22 protein-coding genes, 20 tRNA genes and 1 riboswitch are annotated in these 21544 nt (G+C 45.4%); of the genes, 6 read left to right on the top strand and 36 right to left on the bottom strand.

Annotated features, from left to right (window positions below; translation table 11 throughout):
* Window positions 1–9 precede the first annotated feature (9 nt).
* On the bottom strand, window positions 10–813 hold the full coding sequence (locus D2910_RS00210) for an alpha/beta fold hydrolase (protein WP_117312019.1): 804 nt from the start codon (window positions 811–813) through the stop codon (window positions 10–12).
* Window positions 814–925: 112 nt separating this feature from the next.
* Here D2910_RS00210 and D2910_RS00205 point away from each other — a divergent pair, with 112 nt between their 5' ends.
* Window positions 926–1438, top strand: a complete 513-nt coding sequence (locus D2910_RS00205; protein ID WP_117312018.1) for a gamma carbonic anhydrase — start codon at window positions 926–928, stop codon at window positions 1436–1438.
* 41 nt (window positions 1439–1479) lie between these two features.
* Here D2910_RS00205 and metK read toward each other — a convergent pair whose 3' ends face one another.
* On the bottom strand, window positions 1480–2676 hold the full coding sequence (metK, locus tag D2910_RS00200; protein ID WP_117312017.1) for a methionine adenosyltransferase: 1197 nt from the start codon (window positions 2674–2676) through the stop codon (window positions 1480–1482).
* A gap of 203 nt (window positions 2677–2879) precedes the next feature.
* A riboswitch (SAM riboswitch) is annotated at window positions 2880–2994 on the bottom strand.
* 235 nt (window positions 2995–3229) lie between these two features.
* On the opposite strand from metK, the gene pckA reads away from it, so the two are divergent.
* Window positions 3230–4819 (top strand): phosphoenolpyruvate carboxykinase (ATP), encoded by a 1590-nt coding sequence (gene pckA, locus D2910_RS00195; RefSeq protein WP_117312016.1) that lies wholly within the window; start codon window positions 3230–3232, stop codon window positions 4817–4819.
* A gap of 39 nt (window positions 4820–4858) precedes the next feature.
* Here pckA and D2910_RS00190 read toward each other — a convergent pair whose 3' ends face one another.
* The 3 genes from D2910_RS00190 to D2910_RS00180 form a co-directional block, all read right to left on the bottom strand.
* A complete protein-coding gene (locus D2910_RS00190; RefSeq protein WP_117312015.1) occupies window positions 4859–5650 on the bottom strand; it encodes an alpha/beta hydrolase family protein in 792 nt (263 codons plus the stop codon).
* On the bottom strand, window positions 5631–6089 hold the full coding sequence (gene ytkD, locus D2910_RS00185) for an RNA deprotection pyrophosphohydrolase (RefSeq protein ID WP_117312014.1): 459 nt from the start codon (window positions 6087–6089) through the stop codon (window positions 5631–5633). Before ytkD ends, D2910_RS00190 begins: the two co-directional genes overlap by 20 nt.
* Window positions 6090–6159: 70 nt before the next feature.
* Window positions 6160–6606 carry a Dps family protein gene (locus D2910_RS00180; RefSeq protein ID WP_084246624.1) on the bottom strand — a complete coding sequence of 149 codons (447 nt, stop codon included), beginning with the start codon at window positions 6604–6606 and terminating at the stop codon, window positions 6160–6162.
* 114 nt (window positions 6607–6720) lie between these two features.
* Here D2910_RS00180 and yidD point away from each other — a divergent pair, with 114 nt between their 5' ends.
* The 3 genes from yidD (at window position 6721) to D2910_RS00165 (ending at window position 8593) form a co-directional block, all read left to right on the top strand.
* A complete protein-coding gene (gene yidD, locus D2910_RS00175; protein ID WP_205854570.1) occupies window positions 6721–6951 on the top strand; it encodes a membrane protein insertion efficiency factor YidD in 231 nt (76 codons plus the stop codon).
* Between the two features lie 88 nt (window positions 6952–7039).
* A complete protein-coding gene (locus tag D2910_RS00170; protein ID WP_117312012.1) occupies window positions 7040–8038 on the top strand; it encodes a metal ABC transporter solute-binding protein, Zn/Mn family in 999 nt (332 codons plus the stop codon).
* A gap of 129 nt (window positions 8039–8167) precedes the next feature.
* Entirely contained in the window at window positions 8168–8593 is a 426-nt protein-coding gene (locus D2910_RS00165) for a hypothetical protein (RefSeq protein WP_117312011.1), read from the top strand.
* A gap of 24 nt (window positions 8594–8617) precedes the next feature.
* Here the strand turns inward: D2910_RS00165 and D2910_RS00160 are convergent, their stop codons facing one another.
* From D2910_RS00160 to D2910_RS00110, 11 genes are all read right to left on the bottom strand, one after another.
* Window positions 8618–9025, bottom strand: a complete 408-nt coding sequence (locus D2910_RS00160; protein ID WP_117312010.1) for a group-specific protein — start codon at window positions 9023–9025, stop codon at window positions 8618–8620.
* Window positions 9025–9603 carry a hypothetical protein gene (locus tag D2910_RS00155; protein WP_117312009.1) on the bottom strand — a complete coding sequence of 193 codons (579 nt, stop codon included), beginning with the start codon at window positions 9601–9603 and terminating at the stop codon, window positions 9025–9027. The genes D2910_RS00160 and D2910_RS00155 overlap by 1 nt, the downstream gene beginning before the upstream one ends.
* Window positions 9604–10500: a hypothetical protein gene (locus D2910_RS00150; RefSeq protein ID WP_117312008.1), complete on the bottom strand. Its 897-nt coding sequence runs from the start codon at window positions 10498–10500 to the stop codon at window positions 9604–9606.
* Window positions 10487–10750, bottom strand: coding sequence for a hypothetical protein (locus D2910_RS00145; RefSeq protein ID WP_084246638.1), 264 nt, complete (start codon window positions 10748–10750; stop codon window positions 10487–10489). Before D2910_RS00145 ends, D2910_RS00150 begins: the two co-directional genes overlap by 14 nt.
* Window positions 10747–10971, bottom strand: a complete 225-nt coding sequence (locus tag D2910_RS00140; protein ID WP_084246640.1) for a hypothetical protein — start codon at window positions 10969–10971, stop codon at window positions 10747–10749. Before D2910_RS00140 ends, D2910_RS00145 begins: the two co-directional genes overlap by 4 nt.
* A gap of 112 nt (window positions 10972–11083) precedes the next feature.
* Window positions 11084–12163 (bottom strand): o-succinylbenzoate synthase, encoded by a 1080-nt coding sequence (menC, locus tag D2910_RS00135; RefSeq protein WP_117312007.1) that lies wholly within the window; start codon window positions 12161–12163, stop codon window positions 11084–11086.
* A complete protein-coding gene (locus tag D2910_RS00130) occupies window positions 12154–13587 on the bottom strand; it encodes an o-succinylbenzoate--CoA ligase (RefSeq protein ID WP_117312006.1) in 1434 nt (477 codons plus the stop codon). Before D2910_RS00130 ends, menC begins: the two co-directional genes overlap by 10 nt.
* A 61-nt stretch (window positions 13588–13648) precedes the next feature.
* On the bottom strand, window positions 13649–14467 hold the full coding sequence (gene menB / locus D2910_RS00125) for a 1,4-dihydroxy-2-naphthoyl-CoA synthase (protein ID WP_084246646.1): 819 nt from the start codon (window positions 14465–14467) through the stop codon (window positions 13649–13651).
* A complete protein-coding gene (menH, locus tag D2910_RS00120; RefSeq protein WP_084246648.1) occupies window positions 14464–15285 on the bottom strand; it encodes a 2-succinyl-6-hydroxy-2,4-cyclohexadiene-1-carboxylate synthase in 822 nt (273 codons plus the stop codon). Before menH ends, menB begins: the two co-directional genes overlap by 4 nt.
* The gene (gene menD / locus D2910_RS00115; protein ID WP_117312005.1) at window positions 15275–16981 is read right to left on the bottom strand and encodes a 2-succinyl-5-enolpyruvyl-6-hydroxy-3-cyclohexene-1-carboxylic-acid synthase; all 1707 of its coding nucleotides are present in this window, start codon (window positions 16979–16981) and stop codon (window positions 15275–15277) included. The genes menH and menD overlap by 11 nt, the downstream gene beginning before the upstream one ends.
* A complete protein-coding gene (locus D2910_RS00110) occupies window positions 16968–18359 on the bottom strand; it encodes an isochorismate synthase (RefSeq protein WP_084246652.1) in 1392 nt (463 codons plus the stop codon). The genes menD and D2910_RS00110 overlap by 14 nt, the downstream gene beginning before the upstream one ends.
* 172 nt (window positions 18360–18531) lie before the next feature.
* On the opposite strand from D2910_RS00110, the gene D2910_RS00105 reads away from it, so the two are divergent.
* Window positions 18532–19443 (top strand): 1,4-dihydroxy-2-naphthoate polyprenyltransferase, encoded by a 912-nt coding sequence (locus D2910_RS00105; protein ID WP_117312004.1) that lies wholly within the window; start codon window positions 18532–18534, stop codon window positions 19441–19443.
* A gap of 148 nt (window positions 19444–19591) precedes the next feature.
* Here the strand turns inward: D2910_RS00105 and D2910_RS00100 are convergent.
* The 20 genes from D2910_RS00100 to D2910_RS00005 all read right to left on the bottom strand — a co-directional run bounded on the left by D2910_RS00100 (window position 19592) and on the right by D2910_RS00005 (window position 21544).
* Window positions 19592–19663: transfer RNA gene (locus D2910_RS00100), tRNA-Glu, on the bottom strand.
* Window positions 19664–19669: 6 nt separating this feature from the next.
* A tRNA-Ser gene (locus D2910_RS00095) sits at window positions 19670–19760 on the bottom strand.
* A 4-nt stretch (window positions 19761–19764) separates the two neighbouring features.
* Window positions 19765–19839: transfer RNA gene (locus tag D2910_RS00090), tRNA-Asn, on the bottom strand.
* Between the two features lies 1 nt (window position 19840).
* Window positions 19841–19917 (bottom strand) — tRNA-Ile (locus D2910_RS00085).
* Window positions 19918–19929: 12 nt separating this feature from the next.
* A tRNA-Gly gene (locus tag D2910_RS00080) sits at window positions 19930–20003 on the bottom strand.
* A gap of 4 nt (window positions 20004–20007) precedes the next feature.
* Window positions 20008–20083, bottom strand: a tRNA-Phe gene (locus D2910_RS00075).
* Between the two features lie 16 nt (window positions 20084–20099).
* Window positions 20100–20175, bottom strand: a tRNA-Asp gene (locus tag D2910_RS00070).
* A gap of 3 nt (window positions 20176–20178) precedes the next feature.
* A tRNA-Met gene (locus D2910_RS00065) sits at window positions 20179–20255 on the bottom strand.
* Window positions 20256–20406: 151 nt separating this feature from the next.
* A tRNA-Ser gene (locus D2910_RS00060) sits at window positions 20407–20499 on the bottom strand.
* Between the two features lie 14 nt (window positions 20500–20513).
* Window positions 20514–20590: transfer RNA gene (locus D2910_RS00055), tRNA-Ile, on the bottom strand.
* A gap of 8 nt (window positions 20591–20598) precedes the next feature.
* Window positions 20599–20672: transfer RNA gene (locus D2910_RS00050), tRNA-Met, on the bottom strand.
* Between the two features lie 22 nt (window positions 20673–20694).
* Window positions 20695–20767: transfer RNA gene (locus tag D2910_RS00045), tRNA-Ala, on the bottom strand.
* 7 nt (window positions 20768–20774) lie between these two features.
* Window positions 20775–20851 (bottom strand) — tRNA-Pro (locus D2910_RS00040).
* A 27-nt stretch (window positions 20852–20878) separates the two neighbouring features.
* Window positions 20879–20955 (bottom strand) — tRNA-Arg (locus tag D2910_RS00035).
* Window positions 20956–20989: 34 nt separating this feature from the next.
* Window positions 20990–21078, bottom strand: a tRNA-Leu gene (locus D2910_RS00030).
* Window positions 21079–21104: 26 nt separating this feature from the next.
* Window positions 21105–21179: transfer RNA gene (locus D2910_RS00025), tRNA-Gly, on the bottom strand.
* A 6-nt stretch (window positions 21180–21185) separates the two neighbouring features.
* Window positions 21186–21270 (bottom strand) — tRNA-Leu (locus D2910_RS00020).
* Window positions 21271–21292: 22 nt separating this feature from the next.
* Window positions 21293–21368, bottom strand: a tRNA-Lys gene (locus tag D2910_RS00015).
* Window positions 21369–21378: 10 nt separating this feature from the next.
* Window positions 21379–21454, bottom strand: a tRNA-Thr gene (locus D2910_RS00010).
* Window positions 21455–21468: 14 nt separating this feature from the next.
* A tRNA-Val gene (locus D2910_RS00005) sits at window positions 21469–21544 on the bottom strand.

Here is a 21544-nt window from a genome sequence, read left to right as displayed (position 1 = left end):
TTATCATCCTTATTTCACTAAATAGCCGATCGAGCGCAACACATTTTTTATGAATAGATGAGAGGTGATGAATACATCTTCGCGTTCAGGCTCCTGAAAAAGATCATGATAGGCGCCCTTCCATTCCTTGTAACTGAATTCTTTCAGATTCTGCTGCTTCAACCAGTTTTTCGAAACTTCTTTATCAGCAATTAAATCTTTTTCGGCTGTCTGCACGAATGTCGGGATATCGGGGTAAGTCTGTTTCCCGTTAACAGCCTGTTTCATATACGCCTGCAACTCGCGGTACCAGCCGATCGATATCAGCGGTTTATATAATTCATCGTCCTTTTCAAGTTCGATCACTTCAGGATTCCGGGTCAGATCTTCAATTGTAATTTCGTGTTTTATTTTAATCTGTGAAGTAAGTTTCGGTACCCCGGATAAAGCGCTGGATAATTTGGATGGTGTTCTCAGCAAATGGAGCCATGGCGATGTAAATACAGCACCGGCAACTTCATGGGAATGTTTGCTCAAATAATTTATGGCCAACGCAGCACCCAGACCATGCGCCACGATGAACACCGGCATCTCAAGTTCAATTGCCACATCCAGCATTTCGCTGACGGCCTTTTCATAGGCTTCGAATGACTCACTATGCGCTTTTTGAATCGTCCCGTTTTTTCCGTGGCCGGGCAAATCACCCATCACCACTTCAAACCCTGAACTTCTCCATTCCTTGATCTGCCAGGCGTAACGCAGATGATGTTCATATGCACTGTGAATGATTACAATCACTGCCTTCGCCTGGCCTTCAGCTTGCCATTTCCACATTTGCCAACGCCCCCTTTAATCTATCTTCTAGTAATATCAGATCTTAAAGTTGACCTTTGAGAAGGTTTTGCTACCATTAAAGATATCTTATCTTGATTAAAGGAGTTTTACCATGATTTACCCATACAAAGACAAACACCCGCAAATAGACCCATCAGCTTTTATCGCTGATTACACTACCATCACCGGCGATGTAAAAATCGGTGAGGAATCATCCGTCTGGTTCAATACTGTCGTCCGCGGAGATGTAGCTCCAACCGTTATCGGCAATAAAACAAATATCCAGGATCTCTGCATGCTGCACCAGAGCCCCAATAATCCATTGATTCTCGAAGACAATGTCACAGTGGGACACCAGGTGACGCTCCATAGCTGCATCATCCGTAAGAATGCATTGATCGGCATGGGATCTGTCATCCTCGACGGCGCTGAAATCGGCGAAGGTGCATTTATCGGAGCCGGAAGCCTCGTACCGCAAGGAAAAGTCATTCCACCAGGCAAACTGGCATTCGGGCGCCCCGCTAAAGTCATCCGGGATCTCAACGAAGACGACATCGCCGACATGGAACGCATCGTCCGTGAATATGCTGAGAAAGCCGCTTATTATAAATCTTTGCAGCAATAATAAAAACCGCCAAGCCAAAGCTTGAGCGGTTTTTGTTTGCATTAAATTCCTGATTGTTCTTTCAAAGCTTCAGCTTTGTCAGTGCGCTCCCAAGGAAGATCCACATCTGTGCGGCCGAAATGGCCGTATGCTGCAGTCTGCTTGTAGATCGGGCGGCGAAGATCAAGCATCTTGATCAGGCCTGCCGGACGCAAGTCGAAATTATTGCGGACAAGATCGATCAACTGGTCTTCACTGATTTTGCCTGTGCCGAATGTATCAACTGAAATGGAAACCGGATGTGCTACACCGATCGCATAAGCCAGTTGCACTTCACATTTATCCGCAAGGCCTGAAGCGACAATGTTTTTCGCTACATAGCGCGCTGCATATGCACCCGAACGGTCAACTTTCGTCGCGTCCTTACCGGAGAAAGCGCCGCCGCCGTGGCGTGCATAGCCACCGTAAGTATCAACGATGATTTTGCGGCCTGTAAGACCCGCGTCTCCTTGAGGTCCACCGATTACAAAACGGCCTGTCGGGTTGATGAAGTATTTTGTTTCATCATCCAGCAAATTAGCCGGAACGACTTCATCGATGACATATTCCTTAATATTGCGCTGGATCTGCTCAAGTGTAACTTCCGGATGATGCTGAGTGGAAATGACAATTGTATCCACACGCAGCGGCTTGTCATTTTCATCATATTCAACCGTAACTTGTGTCTTGCCGTCAGGACGCAGATATGGAAGAATTTCTTCCTTGCGGACTTCTGCCAGACGGCGAGCCAGTTTATGTGCCAATGAAATCGGCAGCGGCATCAATTCCTCGGTTTCATTGTTCGCGTAACCGAACATCAAACCTTGGTCTCCTGCTCCGATATCATCCAATTCTTTATCTGTCATTTGGCCTTCACGGGATTCAAGAGCCACGTTCACTCCTGCAGCGATATCCGGCGATTGCTCATCAATTGCAGTCAATACCGCACTTGTTTCAGAGTCAAAGCCATATTTCGCCCGTGTATAACCGATATCCTTAACAGTCTGGCGCACCACTTTCGGGATGTCGACATATGTTGTTGTTGTAATTTCACCTGCTACAAGAACAAGTCCTGTAGTAACGGTAGTTTCGCACGCTACTCGTGCATTCGGGTCTTCTGCGAGGATCGCGTCCAGGATGGCATCTGAGATTTGGTCACAGATCTTATCCGGATGTCCTTCTGTTACTGATTCTGATGTGAATAATCGACGGTTTGTCAAAAAATGTTCCTCCTTATATCCTGCGAGATTGCTCTCGAAATTGATACGGTACTCGTTTTCCCATGTCAAGTCCGTTCCAAACATTCTGGATTGAACTTCAAGCCGTTGTGGCCTTTGTACACGAGGATTAAGGGCGATTCATAAAAAAATCCCTTCACTCATCATTCAATGAGGAAAGGAGAAATCATCATAAGCACCTTTCACTCTTATCATCCAAGGCCTGTGAGCCTTGCTTCAGGTTGGGCACCAGCGCTGCATCATTGCAGCAGGTTGCCGGGTTTCATAGGGCCTGCCCCCTCCACCAGCTCGGAATAAGAGTATCCGTTCAATTTTTCATCATACGGAATTGGTTAAATGATGTCAACGTTTTTTATGTTTTATTCGCATTAGATGCATGAAAACATCCCATTTCGGGTATTAATTATGCACAAATGATGAATTTTCAATTCCTCCGGGTTATTAGTATAGACTAATCGAGTTAATGTGTTATACTATTGTTCGAATATAACTCTTCCCCAATGCCTTGGGAATAACCGAAAAGGAAGGTACATATATGAACTCAGTTAACTTAGCAAGCGATTTGAAAGATCTTTTAAACGGCCCCAACGTCAATGTCCAATGGTCGGTTCCACAATTGGTGGAGGCAGCAACTTCACGTGGAGAAGCAATTTTGACGCGTGAAGGCGCAGTCAAAGCCGAAACGGGTAAATACACTGGCCGCTCACCTAAAGATAAGTATATGGTAGAAGAAGATATTTCGAAAGATAAAATTGACTGGGGTACTGTAAACCGTCCGATTTCTTCTGAGGTTTTTGAAAACCTGTATGCAAAAGTGCTGAAGCACCTGAAAGAAAGAGAAGAACTTTTTGTCTTTAAAGGATTCGCAGGGGCAGACCCGGAATCACGCCTTCATATCCAGACGATCAACGAATACGCGTGGCATAATCTGTTTGCCCACCAATTATTCATCCGTCCAACTGAAGAGGAAATGAAAATCCATGACGCAGAGTTCACTGTCGTTTATGCACCGACTTTCAAAGCTGATCCGGCTGTCGATGGCACTGATTCCGAAACATTCATCATCGTTTCCATGGAAAAGAAAGTAATTTTGATCGGCGGAACTGAATATGCCGGAGAAATGAAAAAATCCATTTTCTCAATCATGAACTATATTCTTCCTGAAAAAGGCATTTTGCCGATGCACTGCTCTGCTAACGTTGGACAGGAAGGCGACGTTGCTTTATTCTTCGGTTTGTCCGGAACAGGGAAAACGACGCTTTCGGCTGATCAGGACCGCAAATTAATCGGTGATGACGAGCACGGCTGGTCTGATAACGGTGTCTTCAATATCGAAGGCGGCTGCTACGCTAAAACGATCAACCTTTCACGTGAAAATGAACCACAGATTTTCGATGCAATCCGTTTTGGATCTGTTCTTGAAAATGTTGTCGTTGATCCGGAAACACGCATTCCCGATTACGATGATGGTTCATTGACTGAAAACACACGTGCAGCTTATCCGATTGATGCGATCGATAACAGCATCCACCCTTCAATGGCTGGACATCCGAAAACGATCGTCTTCCTGACTGCTGATGCATTCGGCGTATTGCCTCCTATCAGCAAACTGACGAAAGAACAGGCGATGTATCATTTCCTTAGCGGCTATACATCAAAACTGGCAGGCACAGAACGCGGCATCACTTCTCCGGAAGCGACGTTCTCGACTTGCTTCGGTTCACCTTTCCTGCCATTGCATGCAACTGTCTACGCAGAAATGCTCGGCAATAAAATCGATGAACACGAAGTGGAAGTATTCCTTGTAAACACGGGCTGGACTGGCGGCGAATACGGCGTCGGCAACCGCATGAAACTTTCTTATACACGTACTATGGTCCGCGCAGCGATCAAAGGCGAATTGAACGACGTTCAGACTGAACAGGAAGCAGTCTTCGGACTCAGCATTCCACAGGCAATCCCTGGCGTGCCAACTGAGGTTCTTAACCCTCGCGATGCATGGTCTGACAAAGAAGCTTACGATGCGAAAGCACAGGAGCTTGCTCAGAAATTCCAGGACAACTTCAAGAAATTCGGTTCCGTATCAGCTGACATCAGCGCTCAAGGCGGACCATTGAATAATTGATAAGCAAAAGCACATCCGGCAACCTGCCGGATGTGCTTTTTAATTTGCAGATTCCTGTTCTTTCTCCTTCATCCAATGCGCTAACGCTTCAACTGTCTTCCGATTGGCCGCCGGTGGAAAGAAATGCGTGTACTCCGGGAAATACCAGGTTTGATGGGGATGATCATTCAGCTTCAATGCTTCTTCCAATAAGTAAGCCTGCGCCGGCAGGACATTTTCATCTTGCAGTCCGTGAATGATCAGCATCGGTGCTGTCGCTTCTTCAAGCCGCATCAGCGGATTCCGTTCTTCATAGGCCGTCAATGCGGTATTCGGCGTCCCACCGTAAATACGTTTCATCATGCGGCGCATATCCGGTCGCTCTTTGTAGGTTAAAACAGTATCAGTAACGCCTGCCCATGTTACAAGTGATGTAATATCATCCCGCAGCACCGCTGTCCACAGCGCCATGATGCCGCCTCTTGAAAATGCCAGCAGATGTACATGCCCATTGCAGAACTGTTTCAATACATCCACTGCACAGACCGCATCCCAGCGGTCGGCACCTGCAAATTCATCACGCCCTTCTCCCCCTCTGTTGCCCCTGTAATAAGGCGCAAAGACAACAAATCCCTGAGCCGCGTATTGGGCAGCCCTTGCCGGCCTTACCATGCCGATGGACTGGATGCCTCCGCGCAAGTACAGCAATCCGCTGTAATTTCCAGGTTTTTTGGGTTCGGCAAGCAGTCCTTTGACTTTCAAGCCTTCCGACCAATAAACGATTTCCGTCAGCTTCACATGGGGGTTCGGTGAAGGATATATCCTTTTTGATTTAATCATCCCATTTTCCATCCAGTTTCACCCGCTCCATAATTTGTTTCATTCCTTCATCTTTCATCAAAAAGCTGAATTTGCTGTCCACATCCAAATCGTCTGCCAGCACAGCTCCCTTAGTTTCCAACAGTTCTATCTTTTCGATGGCTGAAACCGTTCCGGTGAAAACGGTTTTAGTAAAAGGCGGCTCGCTTTGAACCATATATTCCGCAAACCATTCAAGATCTTCGATTAAGCCGCCTGTCTCCTCGTATACTTCCCTTTTAGCGGCATGGGCCAAACTTTCTCCTGTCTCAGCTTTGCCCCCCGGAAATTCCAGGCCACGTTCCTTGTGTTCAGTCAACAGCCATTTCCCATTGAATTTCGCTATGACCAGCACATGACGGCTTTCGATTTGAAAAACACCTTTATTAAACGATAGGCTGCAAGCAAAGCCATTTAAATCCGTATATTCCATCCTGTCTCACTCCTGAACAAATAAAAAAAGCGCACACAAATCGAAACGTGTGCGCTTGTGTACTTTTATTCTACTTCTTTTCGCCAAGGAATGCAGAAAGCATCCAAGAATGCTTCTCAAGATTCTGGTGGATGGCGTTCAACATATCTTCCGTCATATCGTCGCCGTCTTCAGCGGCATATTCCATGCCTTTTTTCAGTGAAGCCATGATCTTATCATAATCACTTACGATGGTTTCAACCATCTCTTCAGCACTTTCCTTGCTGCTCGCTTCAGTTACCACAGACAAGTCAAGCTGCTCTTTCATCGTTGCGACCGGTTTGCCCCCAAGTGCAAGCAAGCGTTCTGCAATTTCGTCCATATAAGCTGTAGCTTCATTATAAAGTTCCTCAAATTTCACATGAAGCGTGAAAAATGACGGCCCTTTTACATACCAGTGAAAATTATGTAATTTCGTATAAACCACCGACCACGTCGCGACCTGTACGTTCAATTCCTGATTTAATTCGTTAGACATCCAAATCCACTCTCCATTCGATATAATAAGTTCTTATACTTTATTAATACCTTTAAAGCCCCTACAATAAACATGAAGAGTTCCCAAACATATGGAAAGAAGAAGGCGACCTGCATGAAAATGATACTGATTAAAATTTTCCGCTTCTACCAGCGGTTCATATCCCCCCTGTCACCACCCAGCTGCCGGTTCTACCCTACATGCTCCCATTACGGCATCGAAGCCGTCGAAAAACATGGAGCTTTGAAAGGCGGATACTTGGCAATAAAGCGGATACTCAGCTGCCATCCTTTCAATAAAGGCGGCGTTGATTTCGTACCTGAAGAATGGCCTCCAAAGAAATAAGTTGGAGGTTTTTCTTGTGTTTAAATTTGGTTTGCGGTAAGATACTCAATGTAATTAAAACGTAATCGTTACATTTTGGAGGATTTATATGAAAAAAACACTTCTCTTTATACTATTAATATTTATACTTCTCTTGGCCGCTTGCGGCGATTCCGGTGCAGACAATGCTGATACACCGGCAGACGGTTCGAAAATCCAAGTGTTCACGACTGTCTATCCGATCACTTATTTCACTGAACGGATTGGTGGAGACCAAGTGGAAGTCAAATCCGTCTACCCGGCTGGAGCCAATGAACATACTTTTGAACCCACCCAGCAGGATATGATCGCTATTGCGGAAGCAGATCTTATGTTCTACATCGGCCTTGGACTTGAAGGTTTTATTGACAGCGCGAAAAGTACGCTTGAAGGTGAGGATGTCAAGTTTGCGGCACTTGCGGATTCAATCACGGATGAGCAATTGGAAGCTGCGCTCGAACATGACGGTGAAGAAGCCCATGAGGATGAACAAGAAGAACATGATGAGCAATCTGAAGAAGCCGATCATGAAGGCCACGACCACGGCTCGACAGATCCACATATCTGGATGTCGCCGCAACTCAGCCAGCAGCTGGCAGCTTCCATCAAAGAATCGTTGATTGCCGAAGACCCGGATAATACAGAACTTTATGAAACAAACCATGCCGAGCTTGTCGAGGAGCTCGAACAATTGGACTCATCATTCAGCCAATTGCAGGAACGTGTATCCAAGGATACTTTTTTTGTTTCCCATGCCGCTTTCACTTATTTAGCGGAACCATACGGCTTTGAACAGGTGGCTGTCGCCGGCCTGAACAGCCAGGATGAACCGTCCCAGAAAGAATTGACGGAAATCGTCGACTTGGCACGGGAGAAGAACATCGAGTACATCGTTTTCGAACAGAACGTTTCTTCCAACCTGACAGAAGTTGTCCAGAAAGAAGTCGGCGCGGAAGCCGTCCAAATGCATAATCTTGGTGTGTTGACCCAGGAAGATATCGATAATGGGGAAACCTACTTCACTTTGATGGAAAAAAATCTGGAAGTCCTTGAAAAGATCCTGAAATAGAAGCGTACCCTTCATGGGTATGCTTTTTTCATTTCCGGAACTATCAAAGCTTCATGTCGGATCTATTTTCGAAATTTTCATTTTTATTGTATACTGGCAGTAACTTCTTTTTTGAAAAGGATGGTCCAGATGAAAAAAATACTTGCCGCCTTAACAATCGCAGCGGTCCTGACAAGTCTGATTTTGAACCGATCCATGTATGTTGAACAGTTTGAAATACCGATTATTGTCATCGGAACTGCTCTTCTTGCTCTAATGCTCAAGTTTCCGGAAGATCGCAAGGAAAAAATGCTGGCTCATGGCATGCGGGTTTTTGCCGCATTCGTAATTGGCTGGATATTGTCCACTCTCGATCTTCTGCTCGACCATCTGTTCTATTATCAGCCAACAGGCTTCGAAGACGGCGCCTATCTGACTTTGGCCTTCAAGTACGAGGAATTTGCCGACAGCTTCTTTTTATTGGCTGTCACATGTATGGCCGCAACATCTGTTTTCATCCTGGTTCAACTTCTTTTCAAAGCATTGAAATCGTCCCGAAATCCCGTTTTTAAATGAAATGCAGAAAGCGTCCGATGACAGTCATCGGACGCTTTTTTGCTGTGTTATGAATTTTTGGACCGTTTCGATATTGTCTCTCAATTTTCCCACTAGTATCCTGACTTCCGGTAAATAATAGAAAGTACTGGTAACCTCAAAATCGAACAGCTCTTCACTTTCTGATAGAAGATACACGGTTTTTCCTTGTCCAAGCGCTATTCCCAATTCAATATGGCTGCCTTTTCCTGCTGGCAATAAAACGATCAGAAAATCTGCCTCAAGCACCGCTTTCTTCTCCAACGTTCCATACAGCTCCAAATCTTCAACCGAAGATGCACGCAAATTCACTGTCCAGTCAAAGGTCTGCACGTGTCCCGCCCCTCTAAGAATACTTGCAGCTTCCCTGACCTTATCTTTATTGGCAAAACTCGAAGCGATGTAAAATTTCATCAGTTTTCCTTACTCCCTTCACCCAATTCAAACGTAAGCGGCTTTTCATCTTTAACGGCTTTTCGAAAAGCGATAAGAAGAAAAATAAATGCGATATTTAACATCAACAAGACGATTATCAGCAGTAATGCCAATATGTGCAGACTTTCATTTACAAAAGCTATCATGACAGCACTTAAACCAAACATCAGCAAATTTATGGGAATATAAATATTGAATAAACGCTGTGTTCTATTAAACAATCCCATTTCCCCATTCTCAGCAGCCAACTTCATTAACATCCTGAACAGATAAAAGGTCAGAACAATTTCTCCAGCAAATAAAAAATTGGCGTAATAATGCCACGGCCCATTGTCAACAAGATTAAAATCAATGAACACCGAAGGGATTGAGATAAAAATCAATCCAATGGAGATATATGCTGCCTTACTGCCGTCTTCAATAACTTCCCCGATTTTATAGCAACCGGCTGCAATCAGGCAATATCCTATCGGATCCGCCAAGATGTCAACTCCAATACGGATAGCGAGAAAAATGAAGACGTATCCATATAAAATCTGTCCCAACGATCTTTTCATTTATTTACCCGCTCCTTTCCGTTCTATAATTGTACGACTATCCTCCCGCGTCAAGATCGGAATGTGATATAGAGAAGCTGGAAATCTTATAGCAGTGCCGTTTTTATCTTCACCATCAATCATTGCCCATGAATTCAATACATATTTTATGTTTCCTCTATTCTGAATCGAGAGTGCAAAACCCTCATTTTTCTTAAGGTTTAAAGGGAACTCCAAGTCCTGTATTTCAACACCATTTCCTTCTTTAAGCCGTTTCTCAACTTTCTTTACGTAATTAACTTCATTAAAGGAATCTTCAGCACTCGGTAGATGAACCGTTAGATCAGGCATACCATAAGGAGGCAAATGTGGTTCAAAACCATTTATCGTTATTTCTTCTTCCGCCTCCAGATAGGAAACTGTCAAATCACCATCTCCTGAAGACACTTGGGATAGATAAGGTTTTGTTGACTCTTCTGCAGGATGTATTACGATTTCACCAATGTCAGCAGTATATGAGTCACCATTAGTCAAATAAACGGTGATTTCGTTTATAACAGCTTTCTCTTTTAACTGACTTAGCTCATATGGATCCATTTTGACACTGAGCGTCCTTAATTCATGCAAGCCGAATTGCTGCACATAGGATGTCCCTTCCTGAAAGTCTTCAATGAAAGCCGGTAAATCGCCTAGGGTTATCATGTTTACTGTTTCATTATCATCCTTATTCGTTATGTAATAGAATTGCATTTGCAAATTTTCATGTGCATAGTTCTCAAAATAATGATCCAGATAAACCGGCTGTTCCAGCTCCTGCGAAAAAGCATAGGTGGCTGCAGCTATCCAGCCGATAATTATCACGAACAATATACTAAAAAACAATCTTGGATTCATAGCGCTCATTTTACTTTGCTTCATTGGCTAGTTCCTTTTGTGTTTTAATGTATTTTCGTTCCATCCGCCATTTCTCCAAAAATTCCAGCAGATTGTATAATCCATAAAGCAAAACAGCAAAAATTATAATCTCCAGTAAGAACTTTATTGGAGTTGCCCATTGAAATACATCTGCCTTAAATAAGCTGTACTGAAAGAAATCAAGTTTAAGATAAGTAAAATCAGCGATCGTGCTGACAATAAAAAACGAAATCATGAATTTCCAGAAATTCATGAAATGTCCTCTCCTTTTTGGGTATATTGATAATCCCGCTCTAACCAGAATGCGATAAAAAATATAGCCGCCACACATAATCCACAGATAATCAAAAGTGAGTAGCCGACTTCACTTTGACCGCCTCTCTCAGCATTGATGGCTACGGCAATTACATTTCCAGTAAAACAGATGGAACCAATTAAGAGCAGAACCATTGATGCAAGAAATCTTTTCATCATCTTTTCACGACTCCTTTTCTTTACACTGAATTAAATTACGCACTATACAGAAAGTTCCAATTAATCGTATCATATTTTACCTATAAAAAAACAAAAAAATAAAGCCAGACTCTTAGAGCCCAGCTTTATTTAAGTCCACACTATAGCCTATTCCTGCCTGTTGCTTCAATTCGATTTTCCCATCGACAACTTCAATCTCAGGTACAATCAGGTCTTCTTCCCAAAAATGCCGGGAATTTGAGAAATCGCCAGGCAGCACTATATCTGGCAGCGAAGCCAACGCGAGGTTATGGGCTTTTGAAATACCGAATTCAATCATGCCTCCAACCCACATTCCAATACCATTGCTGCGGCATAACTCCACGATTTTCAACGTTTCATGCCAGCCACCAAACCTTCCCATTTTCAGTACAATGATATCGGCTGCCTGCATCACGATCATCCGCTCTACATCATGGAAACTTTTAATGCTTTCATCCAGGCAAATCGGCGTTTTCATCTGTTTTTTTGCCTGTGTGTGCAGATCCCATTCCTGTTCGCCAAAAGGCTGTTCAATCAATGTGAATCCGATAGCGTCAAAAAGAATGAACTGGTCAAAACTGTCTTTATTGAATCCGCCATTTGCATCAGCAAAAAACAATATATCAGGATAACGGCTGATTGCCCCCTTCAATAAAGCAACATCGGATTCCGGGGTGATTTTGATCTTGATGCGGCTATAGCCATTAGAAGCAGCAAGATCGATGTCATCAACAAGGCGGTCAGGATTGGCGGCCACCACGACACCTGCCGGAATATCCTTATGGATTCCGCCAATATACTGCCATAACGGAACCTTTTCATATTTTGCAAACAGGTCCCAAACAGCCATTTCGATGGCCGCTTTCGCCATATTATTGCCTTTGACCGGTGTAAAGGCAGTAGCCACTTCGTGAGGTGATGACAGGGTCCTATCCAGCAATAACGGCTTTAAAACCCGCTCCATCACAAAAGCACAGCTTTCCACCGTTTCTTCCGTGTACCAGGGAGTTGAGAATGCCACACATTCTCCAAAACCTTCTAACCCGCTGTCAGATACGACTGTTACTATGATTGCTTCACGCTCGTTCACAGTCTGCAAGGAAGTGACAAACGGTTTCTTAAGCTTTTTATGGATTCGTTGAAAACTGATTTCCCGGATCATTACACCCATGATTTCAACTCTCTTCTCAGCACTTTATTCGAAGCATTTCGCGGCAATGAATGGACTGCGCGGATCACTTTCGGAATTTTATAGCCGGCAATTTGTGATTTCAGAAAATCCTTCAAATCTTCCATTGCCGCTTCTCCATTAAGCACGACAAAAGCCGCCGGCACTTCTCCCCATTGCTCGTCCGGCATGCCGCAAACCCCGGCTTCCCGGACTGCCGGATGCCCAAGCAAGGCCTTTTCAATCTCCGCCGGATATACATTTTCACCACCGGATACAATCAGGTCCGAACGCCGGTCAACGACAAACAGGAAACCTTCTTCATCCAGATAACCGATGTCTCCGGTATGGAACCAGCCTTCTTCCTGCACGTCCCGCTCCGCAAATTTGCCGATATACCCCGGTGTCACCTGCGGTCCCCGAATCAGTATTTCCGCTTTTTCGCCCGGCGCTGAATCTTCACCAATCTTTATTTGGTATAAAAATAAAGGCTTGCCGGAAGAACCGATTTTCCGTTTGGCATCTGCTGGCTGCAATGTGGTCGTTTGTGAGGAAGTCTCAGTCATACCGTATGTCTGCAGAACAGAGATGCCGAACTTCTCAGCCCGTTCCATATAGGAACTCGGAACCGGACCACCGCCGGCTAGCATCGCTTTGAAGTTTGGCGAAACGTGGAGGTTTGCCGCTTCCAGCTCACTCAAAACACGTTCCAGTGTCACTGCCACCACAGACATATGAGTCACGGTTCCGGCGCTTAATTCATGAGCACAGACTTTTGCATCGAATTTCGGATGAAGCTGTACGCCCATACCATAGATGAGTGACCGCATCAGTATCGAAAAGCCACTGATATGAAATAAAGGCATGACACAGAGCCAGACGTCCCCAGGCGAAATGCCAATATTCAATGCCGAGGAAACGGCACTTGAGAAATGGTTCTCCGCGGTTTGCCTTACACCTTTTGGATAGCCTGTCGTGCCGGATGTATACATGATTGAAATCGTCCGATCCTCTGCCCAATCTTTTTCCGTTGTGAATTTGGAAGGTGCTACATTTTGAATCTCGGAAAAACTGATTTTATTGCTGAAATCGAGTTTCTCTTGCAGTTCTTCATCCACCAATAAATAAGCAGCTTCCGAATCTTGCAATTGATAATCCAATTCCGTCGCTGAAAGCCGTTCATTCAGCATGACCATTTCACAGCCGATATGAAGACATGCATACATAACAAACACAGACTCAGGATGCGATTTGGCGAGAATTGCAACTCTTGTTTCGGAAGTGATGCCAAGAGAAGTCAATCTGCCTGCATAATTTTTCGCCACATCATTGATTTCCGCGAATGTCCATTGCTGCCCGCCATATGAGAGCGCCATTCGGCTGCCGCTTAAATGTGCCCGTTGGCTTAGCCAGTTCGGATAAGTCATGAAAAAAATCCTTTCTTGAAAAAAAGCTGCCCCCGAGAGGACAGCTTTCAATTATTTAAGATCAAGGGAAACGCGGGAATTGACCGAAGTCTGGTTTGCGTTTTTCTTTGAACGCGTCGCGGCCTTCTTTCGCTTCGTCTGTTGTATAGTAAAGCAATGTCGCGTCACCAGCCATTTGCTGAAGACCAGCAAGGCCGTCTGTGTCAGCGTTCATCGCCGCTTTTACGAAACGAAGTGCAGTCGGGCTCATTTCAAGCATCTCTTCGCACCATTTCACTGTTTCATCTTCAAGCTGCTCCAAAGGAACAACAGTATTTACCAAGCCCATATCAAGTGCTTCCTGAGCGTCGTACTGACGGCACAGGTACCAGATTTCGCGCGCTTTCTTGTGTCCGATGATGCGAGCAAGGTAACCTGAACCATAGCCAGCGTCAAACGAACCGACACGAGGACCAGTTTGGCCGAAACGTGCGTTGTCAGCAGCGATCGTCAAATCACATACAACGTGCAATACGTGCCCGCCGCCGATTGCATATCCAGCAACCATCGCTACCACCGGTTTAGGAATTACACGGATCAACCGCTGAAGATCAAGAACGTTCAAACGTGGAATCTCATCTTCCCCAACATAACCGCCATGTCCGCGGACGCTTTGGTCGCCGCCTGAACAGAAGGCTTTTTCCCCTTCGCCAGTCAATACGATAACGCCAACGTCAGAATTATCGCGAGCGCGTGAAAACGCGTCGATCAATTCATGGACCGTTTTTGGACGGAATGCATTGCGCACTTCCGGACGGTTGATTGTAATCTTCGCAATCCCGTTATAAATTTCATATTTGATATCTTCATATGTACGTTCACTTACCCATTCACGTGTCATGATTTTCCTCCTAAAAAATTCATTTTTAAATACTCCCCTACTATTGTAGCAAATTCAGCAGGTTTTTCCACATGTAAAGCATGTCCCGCCATAATCTCCCTGTGTTCGGCATTCGGCATCAAAGAAACCATCTCTTCCGCAATCGCCGTAAACTTCTCATCCATCTGTCCTGTAACCAATAAAACCGGCTGCTGCAGCTGGCTGATTGCTTCCCAATAGGATACTTGCGCACCCGTGCCCATGCCGATCAGGCTGTTTGCCAAACCGATTGGATCTTGAGCCAGCCGTTCTTCCCTGACTTCTGCTTTAACATGCTCGGGCAATGCGTCCTGTGTTCTAAAAAGCGGAATCTTCTCCCAACTGTCAACAAATGATATGATGCCGCCAGATACAATCCGTTCGGCCAATCTGCCATCATTCCTTCTTCTCTCGCTGCGCTGCTCTTCAGTCTTTAAACCAGGCGAAGAACTTTCCAGCAATAAAACCGAAAGCCTGTCAGGAAATGTACAGGCATAGGCAAGAGCCGTTCTTCCGCCCATCGAGTAACCGCCCAAGACAAAGTTTTTCAGCTTCAAATGATCAAATATCTTTTCCAAGTCTTGCAGCTGCAGCTCCATCGAATACCGTTCGGGATCTTTCGGACTGTCGGTGCCGCCATGGCCAAGCAAATCGATAAGCACGATTTTATATTGTTTGAAATCAGTAATTACCTTGTGCCAAGTTTTGGTGCTTCCTGTAAAGCCATGGAGAAGTACCAGCGTCTGATCTTTATTTTCATTCATCAGTTCAATATGATAATTGACGCCTTCAATTTCCATGGCCGTCCAGCTCCTCAATCAGCCGATTCCATAACTCTCTATGGACCCGCACATTCGTTTCGCGGTCCGTAAACACTTCGACAATCTTAACGGCCTTTTGTTTTTTCGTATGAAGCGCTTCAACAAATTGCTCTTTCGTTTCGACAGCTGCGTAATCAGCATCATACATTCTCGCTGCATCCTCAAATTTCAACCCCGTAGGAGTACCGAACAGTTCTTCAAAATAACGTTCTTCCTGTGACTGCGGCAGATACGAGAAGATTCCGCCGCCGTCGTTGTTCATCACAATTATCGTCAAATCCGTCTCCTGCATTTTTGAAGCAATCAACCCGTTCATGTCATGCAGGAACGACAAATCCCCGATAAACAGATAAGCCGGACGCTTCTTCGCTGCCTGTAAGCCGAATGCCGTCGACACGACGCCGTCAATGCCATTGGCCCCGCGGTTTGCATAAATCATGACATCACGTGATGTCGTCTTGAAATAAGTATCCGTGTCACGGATCGGCATGCTGCTGCTGACAATAAGGTCACAATTGTCGAGTTCATCAAAAAGAACTTTCGCAAGCACACCTTCATCCAATTTTTCATTGCAATGGACTTCTGCAAGTTCCCAGAATAACTCGGAAGCAGCTGTCCATTTCTCGGTATAAGAATTGGATTTCTTAACCTCGATCGGCAGTTGCCAAAGACCATCTGTAGAAGCCTGAATATGATGGGTAACAACAGATTGCGCATCCCGCATCATCGGTGATTCATCAAAAACAGCGTACGTTTTCGGTTTTACAGCAGCCAAATAAAGCGTTAAAGGTTTTGAGACAGGCTGTGGACCGATACGAATGACCACATCAGGCTCCATCACCCCTTTAAATACTTCGCTTTTCAGAATGGCGTCATAGCTGTCGATTATTAAATCCTTGCAGTTATCCTCTACATTCCCGCGAACATTTGACAAAGGATCTGCAAGCACCGGCCAATTCAATTTACGGATAAATGACCAAAACTCAGCAGGCATCTTCTCGGTCATTTCACCGATAACCAGGAGCCCCTTGTCAGTCTGTACAGTTTCCATTAAGAATTGCTCAACCGACTGCGATAATCGTGCCTCACCTTTCAAGTGAGTTATTTCACCTGCACTGTCATATTGCTGTTCGAAATCCAGGATCAACGGTTCACGGAAAGGCACATTTAAGTGAACCGGACCTCTCGGCTCAGAGACAGCACTTTTAACTGAACGGTGTAGATGGCGCACCAAAAAATCCAAACGGTTTTCAGGTTCAGGCATCGGCAAATCGACCGACCATTTAACATGTGATCCGAAAAGATCGATTTGATTGATTGCCTGGGGCGCTCCGACTTCCCGAAGCTCATGCGGACGGTCAGCCGTCACAACGATCAAGGGAATTCTGGCATAGAAAGCTTCGACTATTGCAGGAAAGTAATTTGCCGCTGCCGTTCCTGATGTGCAAAGAAGCATTACCGGTTCTCCCGATGCCTTCGCCATTCCCAGTGCAAAATAAGCCGCCGACCGCTCATCAATTTGCCGGTAAACAGTCAGCCCCTCTTCCTTCATACAGGCATAAGCCAGTGGTGTCGACCGCGAACCCGGACTGATCACCACATTCTTCACGCCCTGATTCACCAAGCTATGCGTGAACGCAGAGACGTATTCTGTAAGATATTTACGATTCGTCACTCAATTGACCTCCCAAGGCACGAAGCATCGGACGGAATTTCACCCAAGTCTCAGCATACTCCGACTCCGGAGTGGAATCTTCGACGATTCCACCCCCTGCATATAAATAAGCTTCTTTCCCATCCAATAAAGCTGAACGGATCGCCACGGCAAACTCGCCATCGCCTTTCGCATCTATCCAGCCGATTGGTGCAGCATAGAAGCCCCGATTCATCGTTTCATACTGTCTGATAAGGCTAAGGGCCGACTGGCGCGGTTCCCCGCCAAGTGCCGGTGTCGGGTGAAGGTCCCGTACAAGGTCTATCAGATTCGATCCTTGCTTCAATTCACCTTCAACCGGTGTATAAAGATGCTGGATATCCCTGACCTTCATCAATTTTGGTTTTTTTGGCACAAACTGTTCGCTGCAATGAATTGAAAAAACTTTACTGATCATGTCCACTACATACTGATGTTCAGAACGATTCTTTCTGTCATTCAATAATTCATTGCCAAGCTCATTATCTTTTTCGACAGTTTTCCCTCTTGGAGTTGAGCCAGCCAGACAAGTGGATAAAGCCTGTCGATCTTCAACTTTCACAAGACGTTCAGGCGTAGCGCCAAAAAAGAATTGTTCTTCAGATTCAAGTCCGAAAAGGAAGCTTTCAGGCTGTTCTTTCGAAACCTGATATAGGGCTGATGAAGAGGATAAAGATTTGTCAAAGTCCAACCTTAATACTCTGGCTATAACGACTTTATCCGCCTGTTTTGCCTTAATCACTCCAGTCACTTTATCGATTGAAGAAAGATATGAATCTTTCTTCAGCTCTTCCCTACCGGTGACTTCAGGTTTTTTATAAGCAACAGGTTCAGATACTTGTGCAGCATGGATCAACTTATCCCGTTCTTTCCGCAATGCTTCAAATTCAGGGAAAGTATCTTCTTTTTTAGTAATCAAGTGAATGCTGATATATGCACGGTCATTTTTTATCACCAACTGGAAAGTCGGCACTGCGAAATAAGCTTCAGGAAACTCGCGCCATATACTTTTCGACTTGTTTAAAGGATCAAACGAAAAACCGCCAAATAGAATCGGCTCTACGAAATGTTCTTCATTAACAATTTGCTTGCATAAGCTTTGCCAATTACTTTTGACATCTTCAAACCGCCCTTGGTGATTCGACGCCGTTAATACATGTGCATGTCCCAGGCCGACAAGGGTAAAAGTTTTCTCCGGGTTTTGCCAGAAGAATCGTTTTCCTTTGTAAAAAGTTTCCCCTGCTTCGAAAAATGCCAAAGCTGACATTCTGTTTACCTCAATCGTTTCTGTATAAAAGCGATATGCGACATACCTTGAATTATCTTGTTTTTCGGCCGATGAATACTGTGGTCGATTCATCAAATTACCTCCGTTTATATGGTAGCCCCCAGTATTCCTGGACAAGCTCACAAACTTTTTAATCTCTACCCTCTATCATACTCTTTTCTCCTAAAATCAGCACAACATTTGCTGTAATCCGAACAAATTTGCAGTACAATATAATATGGAATATATAGAGGAGAGATACAACATGACAACAACTTTACATGCGGACAGCGGCTGGCGCGTCTGGTGGCAGTTAACCCGTCCGCACACTTTGACAGCGTCATTTGCTCCAGTTTTCTTAGGAACGATGATCGCTATAAGAGATACACAGATTGATTGGCTTTTATTTGCTGCAATGCTCGTTGCCAGCCTATTGATACAAGCAGCAACCAATATGTTCAATGAGTATTACGATTTTGCCCGTGGCTTGGACAACGAAAAGTCTGTAGGGATTGGCGGAGCAATTGTTCGTAATGGTGTGAAACCCAAAACTGTTCTTGCTCTTGCGTTCATTTTGTACGCTATAGCTGGTATTCTTGGCATCTATATTTGCATGGAAACCAGCTGGTGGCTGATAGCGGTGGGCGGAATAGCCATGATGGTCGGTTATTTATATACTGGTGGTCCCTACCCTATTGCTTATACTCCTTTTGGGGAACTGTTTTCCGGATTGTTCATGGGTTTTCTTATCGTCATTATTGCTTTTTACATCCAAACTGGCACGGTTACAACGGATGCCATTCTATTATCTGTACCCAGTACACTTCTTGTAGCGGCTATTATGATGTCTAATAATATCAGGGACATAGTCGGTGATGCTGCAAGCGGCCGTAAAACCCTGGCGATCCTTGTCGGTCGTCCGGCTGCAGTTAATATACTGCTGGCATTCTTCGTTCTTTCATATGCCTGGATAGCTGCTATGGTATTATTCGGTATGATCACTCCATGGGCACTATTAGTTTTCCTTAGCATCATCAAGCCAGTTAAAATCATACAGATTTTCAAACGCTTTACGGAGCCTATAAAAGTAATGCCTGCAATGAAAGATACGGGAATCACAAATACTCTCTTTGCCTTCTTACTGGCGATAGGTTTATTGCTCGGGCACATTTTGTAAAACATATTAAAGCATTCTCATAATGAGGATGCTTTTTATAATTATTCTAATTCTATTTAAGTCTTCAACCAATTATCAATCCAAATAAAATTTTAGACAATAAAAAAAAACGCTCTGCATTTTATTGCAGAGCGTTTTTTATAAGGTATGACCCCTACGGGATTCGAACCCGTGTTACCGCCGTGAAAGGGCGGTGTCTTAACCGCTTGACCAAGGGGCCAATTACTGGCGGAGAAGGAGGGATTTGAACCCTCGCGCCGGTTGCCCGACCTACACCCTTAGCAGGGGCGCCTCTTCAGCCACTTGAGTACTTCCCCAGTATGGCTCCGAAGGTAGGACTCGAACCTACGACCATCGCATTAACAGTGCGGTGCTCTACCACTGAGCTACTTCGGAATGGTGGGCCTAAATGGACTCGAACCATCGACCTCACGCTTATCAGGCGTGCGCTCTAACCAGCTGAGCTATAGGCCCATAATGCTAAAATGGAGCGGGTGAAGGGAATCGAACCCTCATCATCAGCTTGGAAGGCTGAGGTTTTACCACTAAACTACACCCGCAAAATGGTGGGTCAGGACGGAATCGAACCGCCGACACTTAGAGCTTCAATCTAATGCTCTACCAACTGAGCTACTGACCCATATTTTTTGTAAAAATGGCGGTCCCGACCGGGATCGAACCGGCGATCTCCTGCGTGACAGGCAGGCATGTTAACCGCTACACCACGGGACCATTTGGTTGCGGGGGCAGGATTTGAACCTGCGACCTCCGGGTTATGAGCCCGACGAGCTACCGAACTGCTCTACCCCGCGATAATAATATTTACGAAGATTCTTTATACTCATTGCTTATCGCTGATGACACCTGCATCGCCTTCGGCTGCTTCGGTGTTACTTCGCCGTCTTCGTACGGCTCGTTGCTCTATCCCGCGATAATAAATAGTTGTCCACTCACTTTTAAAAATGGAGGAGGAAGAGGGATTCGAACCCCCGCGGGATTTGACTCCCCTGTCGGTTTTCAAGACCGATCCCTTCAGCCAAACTTGGGTATTCCTCCGTGATAATATATGGTGGTGGACCTTGCAGGACTCGAACCTGCGACCGGACGGTTATGAGCCGTCTGCTCTAACCAACTGAGCTAAAGGTCCTAATAAAGTGGCGGCAGAGGGGATCGAACCCCCGACCTCACGGGTATGAACCGTACGCTCTAGCCAGCTGAGCTACGCCGCCTGGATCTTTAATATAAAAATTGTGGAGCCTAGCGGGATCGAACCGCTGACCTCCTGCGTGCAAGGCAGGCGCTCTCCCAGCTGAGCTAAGGCCCCGTGAAAATGGTCGGGAAGACAGGATTCGAACCTGCGACCCCTTGGTCCCAAACCAAGTGCTCTACCAAGCTGAGCTACTTCCCGGACTATCAATGCTGGATGTAAAAAATATGGCGCGCCCGAGAGGACTCGAACCTCTAACCGCTTGATTCGTAGTCAAGTACTCTATCCAATTGAGCTACGGGCGCTTGTTATGGTGCTGCTGTTTTTTTGTCAAACAAATGGTGCCGAGGACCGGAATCGAACCGGTACGGTAGTCACCTACCGCAGGATTTTAAGTCCTGTGCGTCTGCCAGTTCCGCCACCCCGGCTTAGGGTCGGCTTGTCTGCAAAAAAATGGAGCGGAAGACGGGGGTCGAACCCGCGACCTCCACCTTGGCAAGGTGGCGTTCTACCACTGAACTACTTCCGCAAAAAATGGTGCGGGTGAAGGGAGTCGAACCCCCACGCCCGAAGGCGCTAGATCCTAAGTCTAGTGCGTCTGCCAGTTCCGCCACACCCGCGTGGCAAATATGAAATTAAAAATGGTGAGCCATGAAGGATTCGAACCTTCGACCCTCTGATTAAAAGTCAGATGCTCTACCAACTGAGCTAATGGCTCATGCAATGAGTGGTGCCGGAGAAAGGACTTGAACCCTCAACCTACTGATTACAAGTCAGTTGCTCTACCAGTTGAGCTACTCCGGCGAAAGAGAAAGAAATGGTGGAGGATGACGGGATCGAACCGCCGACCCTCTGCTTGTAAGGCAGATGCTCTCCCAGCTGAGCTAATCCTCC

It is taken from the genome of Planomicrobium okeanokoites (assembly GCF_003428875.1).
Lineage (GTDB): Bacteria > Bacillota > Bacilli > Bacillales_A > Planococcaceae > Planococcus > Planococcus okeanokoites.
The sequence above is the reverse complement of the archived record's forward strand: the minus strand, read 5'-3'. Positions and strand labels throughout refer to the sequence as shown.

Coding starts and splice junctions, on each gene's coding strand:
- D2910_RS00210 (WP_117312019.1), bottom strand. CDS start 813: ATGTGGAAATGGCAAGCTGAAGGCCAGGCGAAGGCAGTGATTGTAATC.
- D2910_RS00205 (WP_117312018.1), top strand. CDS start 926: ATGATTTACCCATACAAAGACAAACACCCGCAAATAGACCCATCAGCT.
- pckA (WP_117312016.1), top strand. CDS start 3,230: ATGAACTCAGTTAACTTAGCAAGCGATTTGAAAGATCTTTTAAACGGC.
- D2910_RS00190 (WP_117312015.1), bottom strand. CDS start 5,650: ATGGAAAATGGGATGATTAAATCAAAAAGGATATATCCTTCACCGAAC.
- ytkD (WP_117312014.1), bottom strand. CDS start 6,089: ATGGAATATACGGATTTAAATGGCTTTGCTTGCAGCCTATCGTTTAAT.
- D2910_RS00180 (WP_084246624.1), bottom strand. CDS start 6,606: ATGTCTAACGAATTAAATCAGGAATTGAACGTACAGGTCGCGACGTGG.
- yidD (WP_205854570.1), top strand. CDS start 6,721: ATGAAAATGATACTGATTAAAATTTTCCGCTTCTACCAGCGGTTCATA.
- D2910_RS00170 (WP_117312012.1), top strand. CDS start 7,040: ATGAAAAAAACACTTCTCTTTATACTATTAATATTTATACTTCTCTTG.
- D2910_RS00165 (WP_117312011.1), top strand. CDS start 8,168: ATGAAAAAAATACTTGCCGCCTTAACAATCGCAGCGGTCCTGACAAGT.
- D2910_RS00160 (WP_117312010.1), bottom strand. CDS start 9,025: ATGAAATTTTACATCGCTTCGAGTTTTGCCAATAAAGATAAGGTCAGG.
- D2910_RS00155 (WP_117312009.1), bottom strand. CDS start 9,603: ATGAAAAGATCGTTGGGACAGATTTTATATGGATACGTCTTCATTTTT.
- D2910_RS00150 (WP_117312008.1), bottom strand. CDS start 10,500: ATGAAGCAAAGTAAAATGAGCGCTATGAATCCAAGATTGTTTTTTAGT.
- D2910_RS00145 (WP_084246638.1), bottom strand. CDS start 10,750: ATGAATTTCTGGAAATTCATGATTTCGTTTTTTATTGTCAGCACGATC.
- D2910_RS00140 (WP_084246640.1), bottom strand. CDS start 10,971: ATGATGAAAAGATTTCTTGCATCAATGGTTCTGCTCTTAATTGGTTCC.
- menC (WP_117312007.1), bottom strand. CDS start 12,163: ATGGGTGTAATGATCCGGGAAATCAGTTTTCAACGAATCCATAAAAAG.
- D2910_RS00130 (WP_117312006.1), bottom strand. CDS start 13,587: ATGACTTATCCGAACTGGCTAAGCCAACGGGCACATTTAAGCGGCAGC.
- menB (WP_084246646.1), bottom strand. CDS start 14,467: ATGACACGTGAATGGGTAAGTGAACGTACATATGAAGATATCAAATAT.
- menH (WP_084246648.1), bottom strand. CDS start 15,285: ATGGAAATTGAAGGCGTCAATTATCATATTGAACTGATGAATGAAAAT.
- D2910_RS00110 (WP_084246652.1), bottom strand. CDS start 18,359: ATGAATCGACCACAGTATTCATCGGCCGAAAAACAAGATAATTCAAGG.
- D2910_RS00105 (WP_117312004.1), top strand. CDS start 18,532: ATGACAACAACTTTACATGCGGACAGCGGCTGGCGCGTCTGGTGGCAG.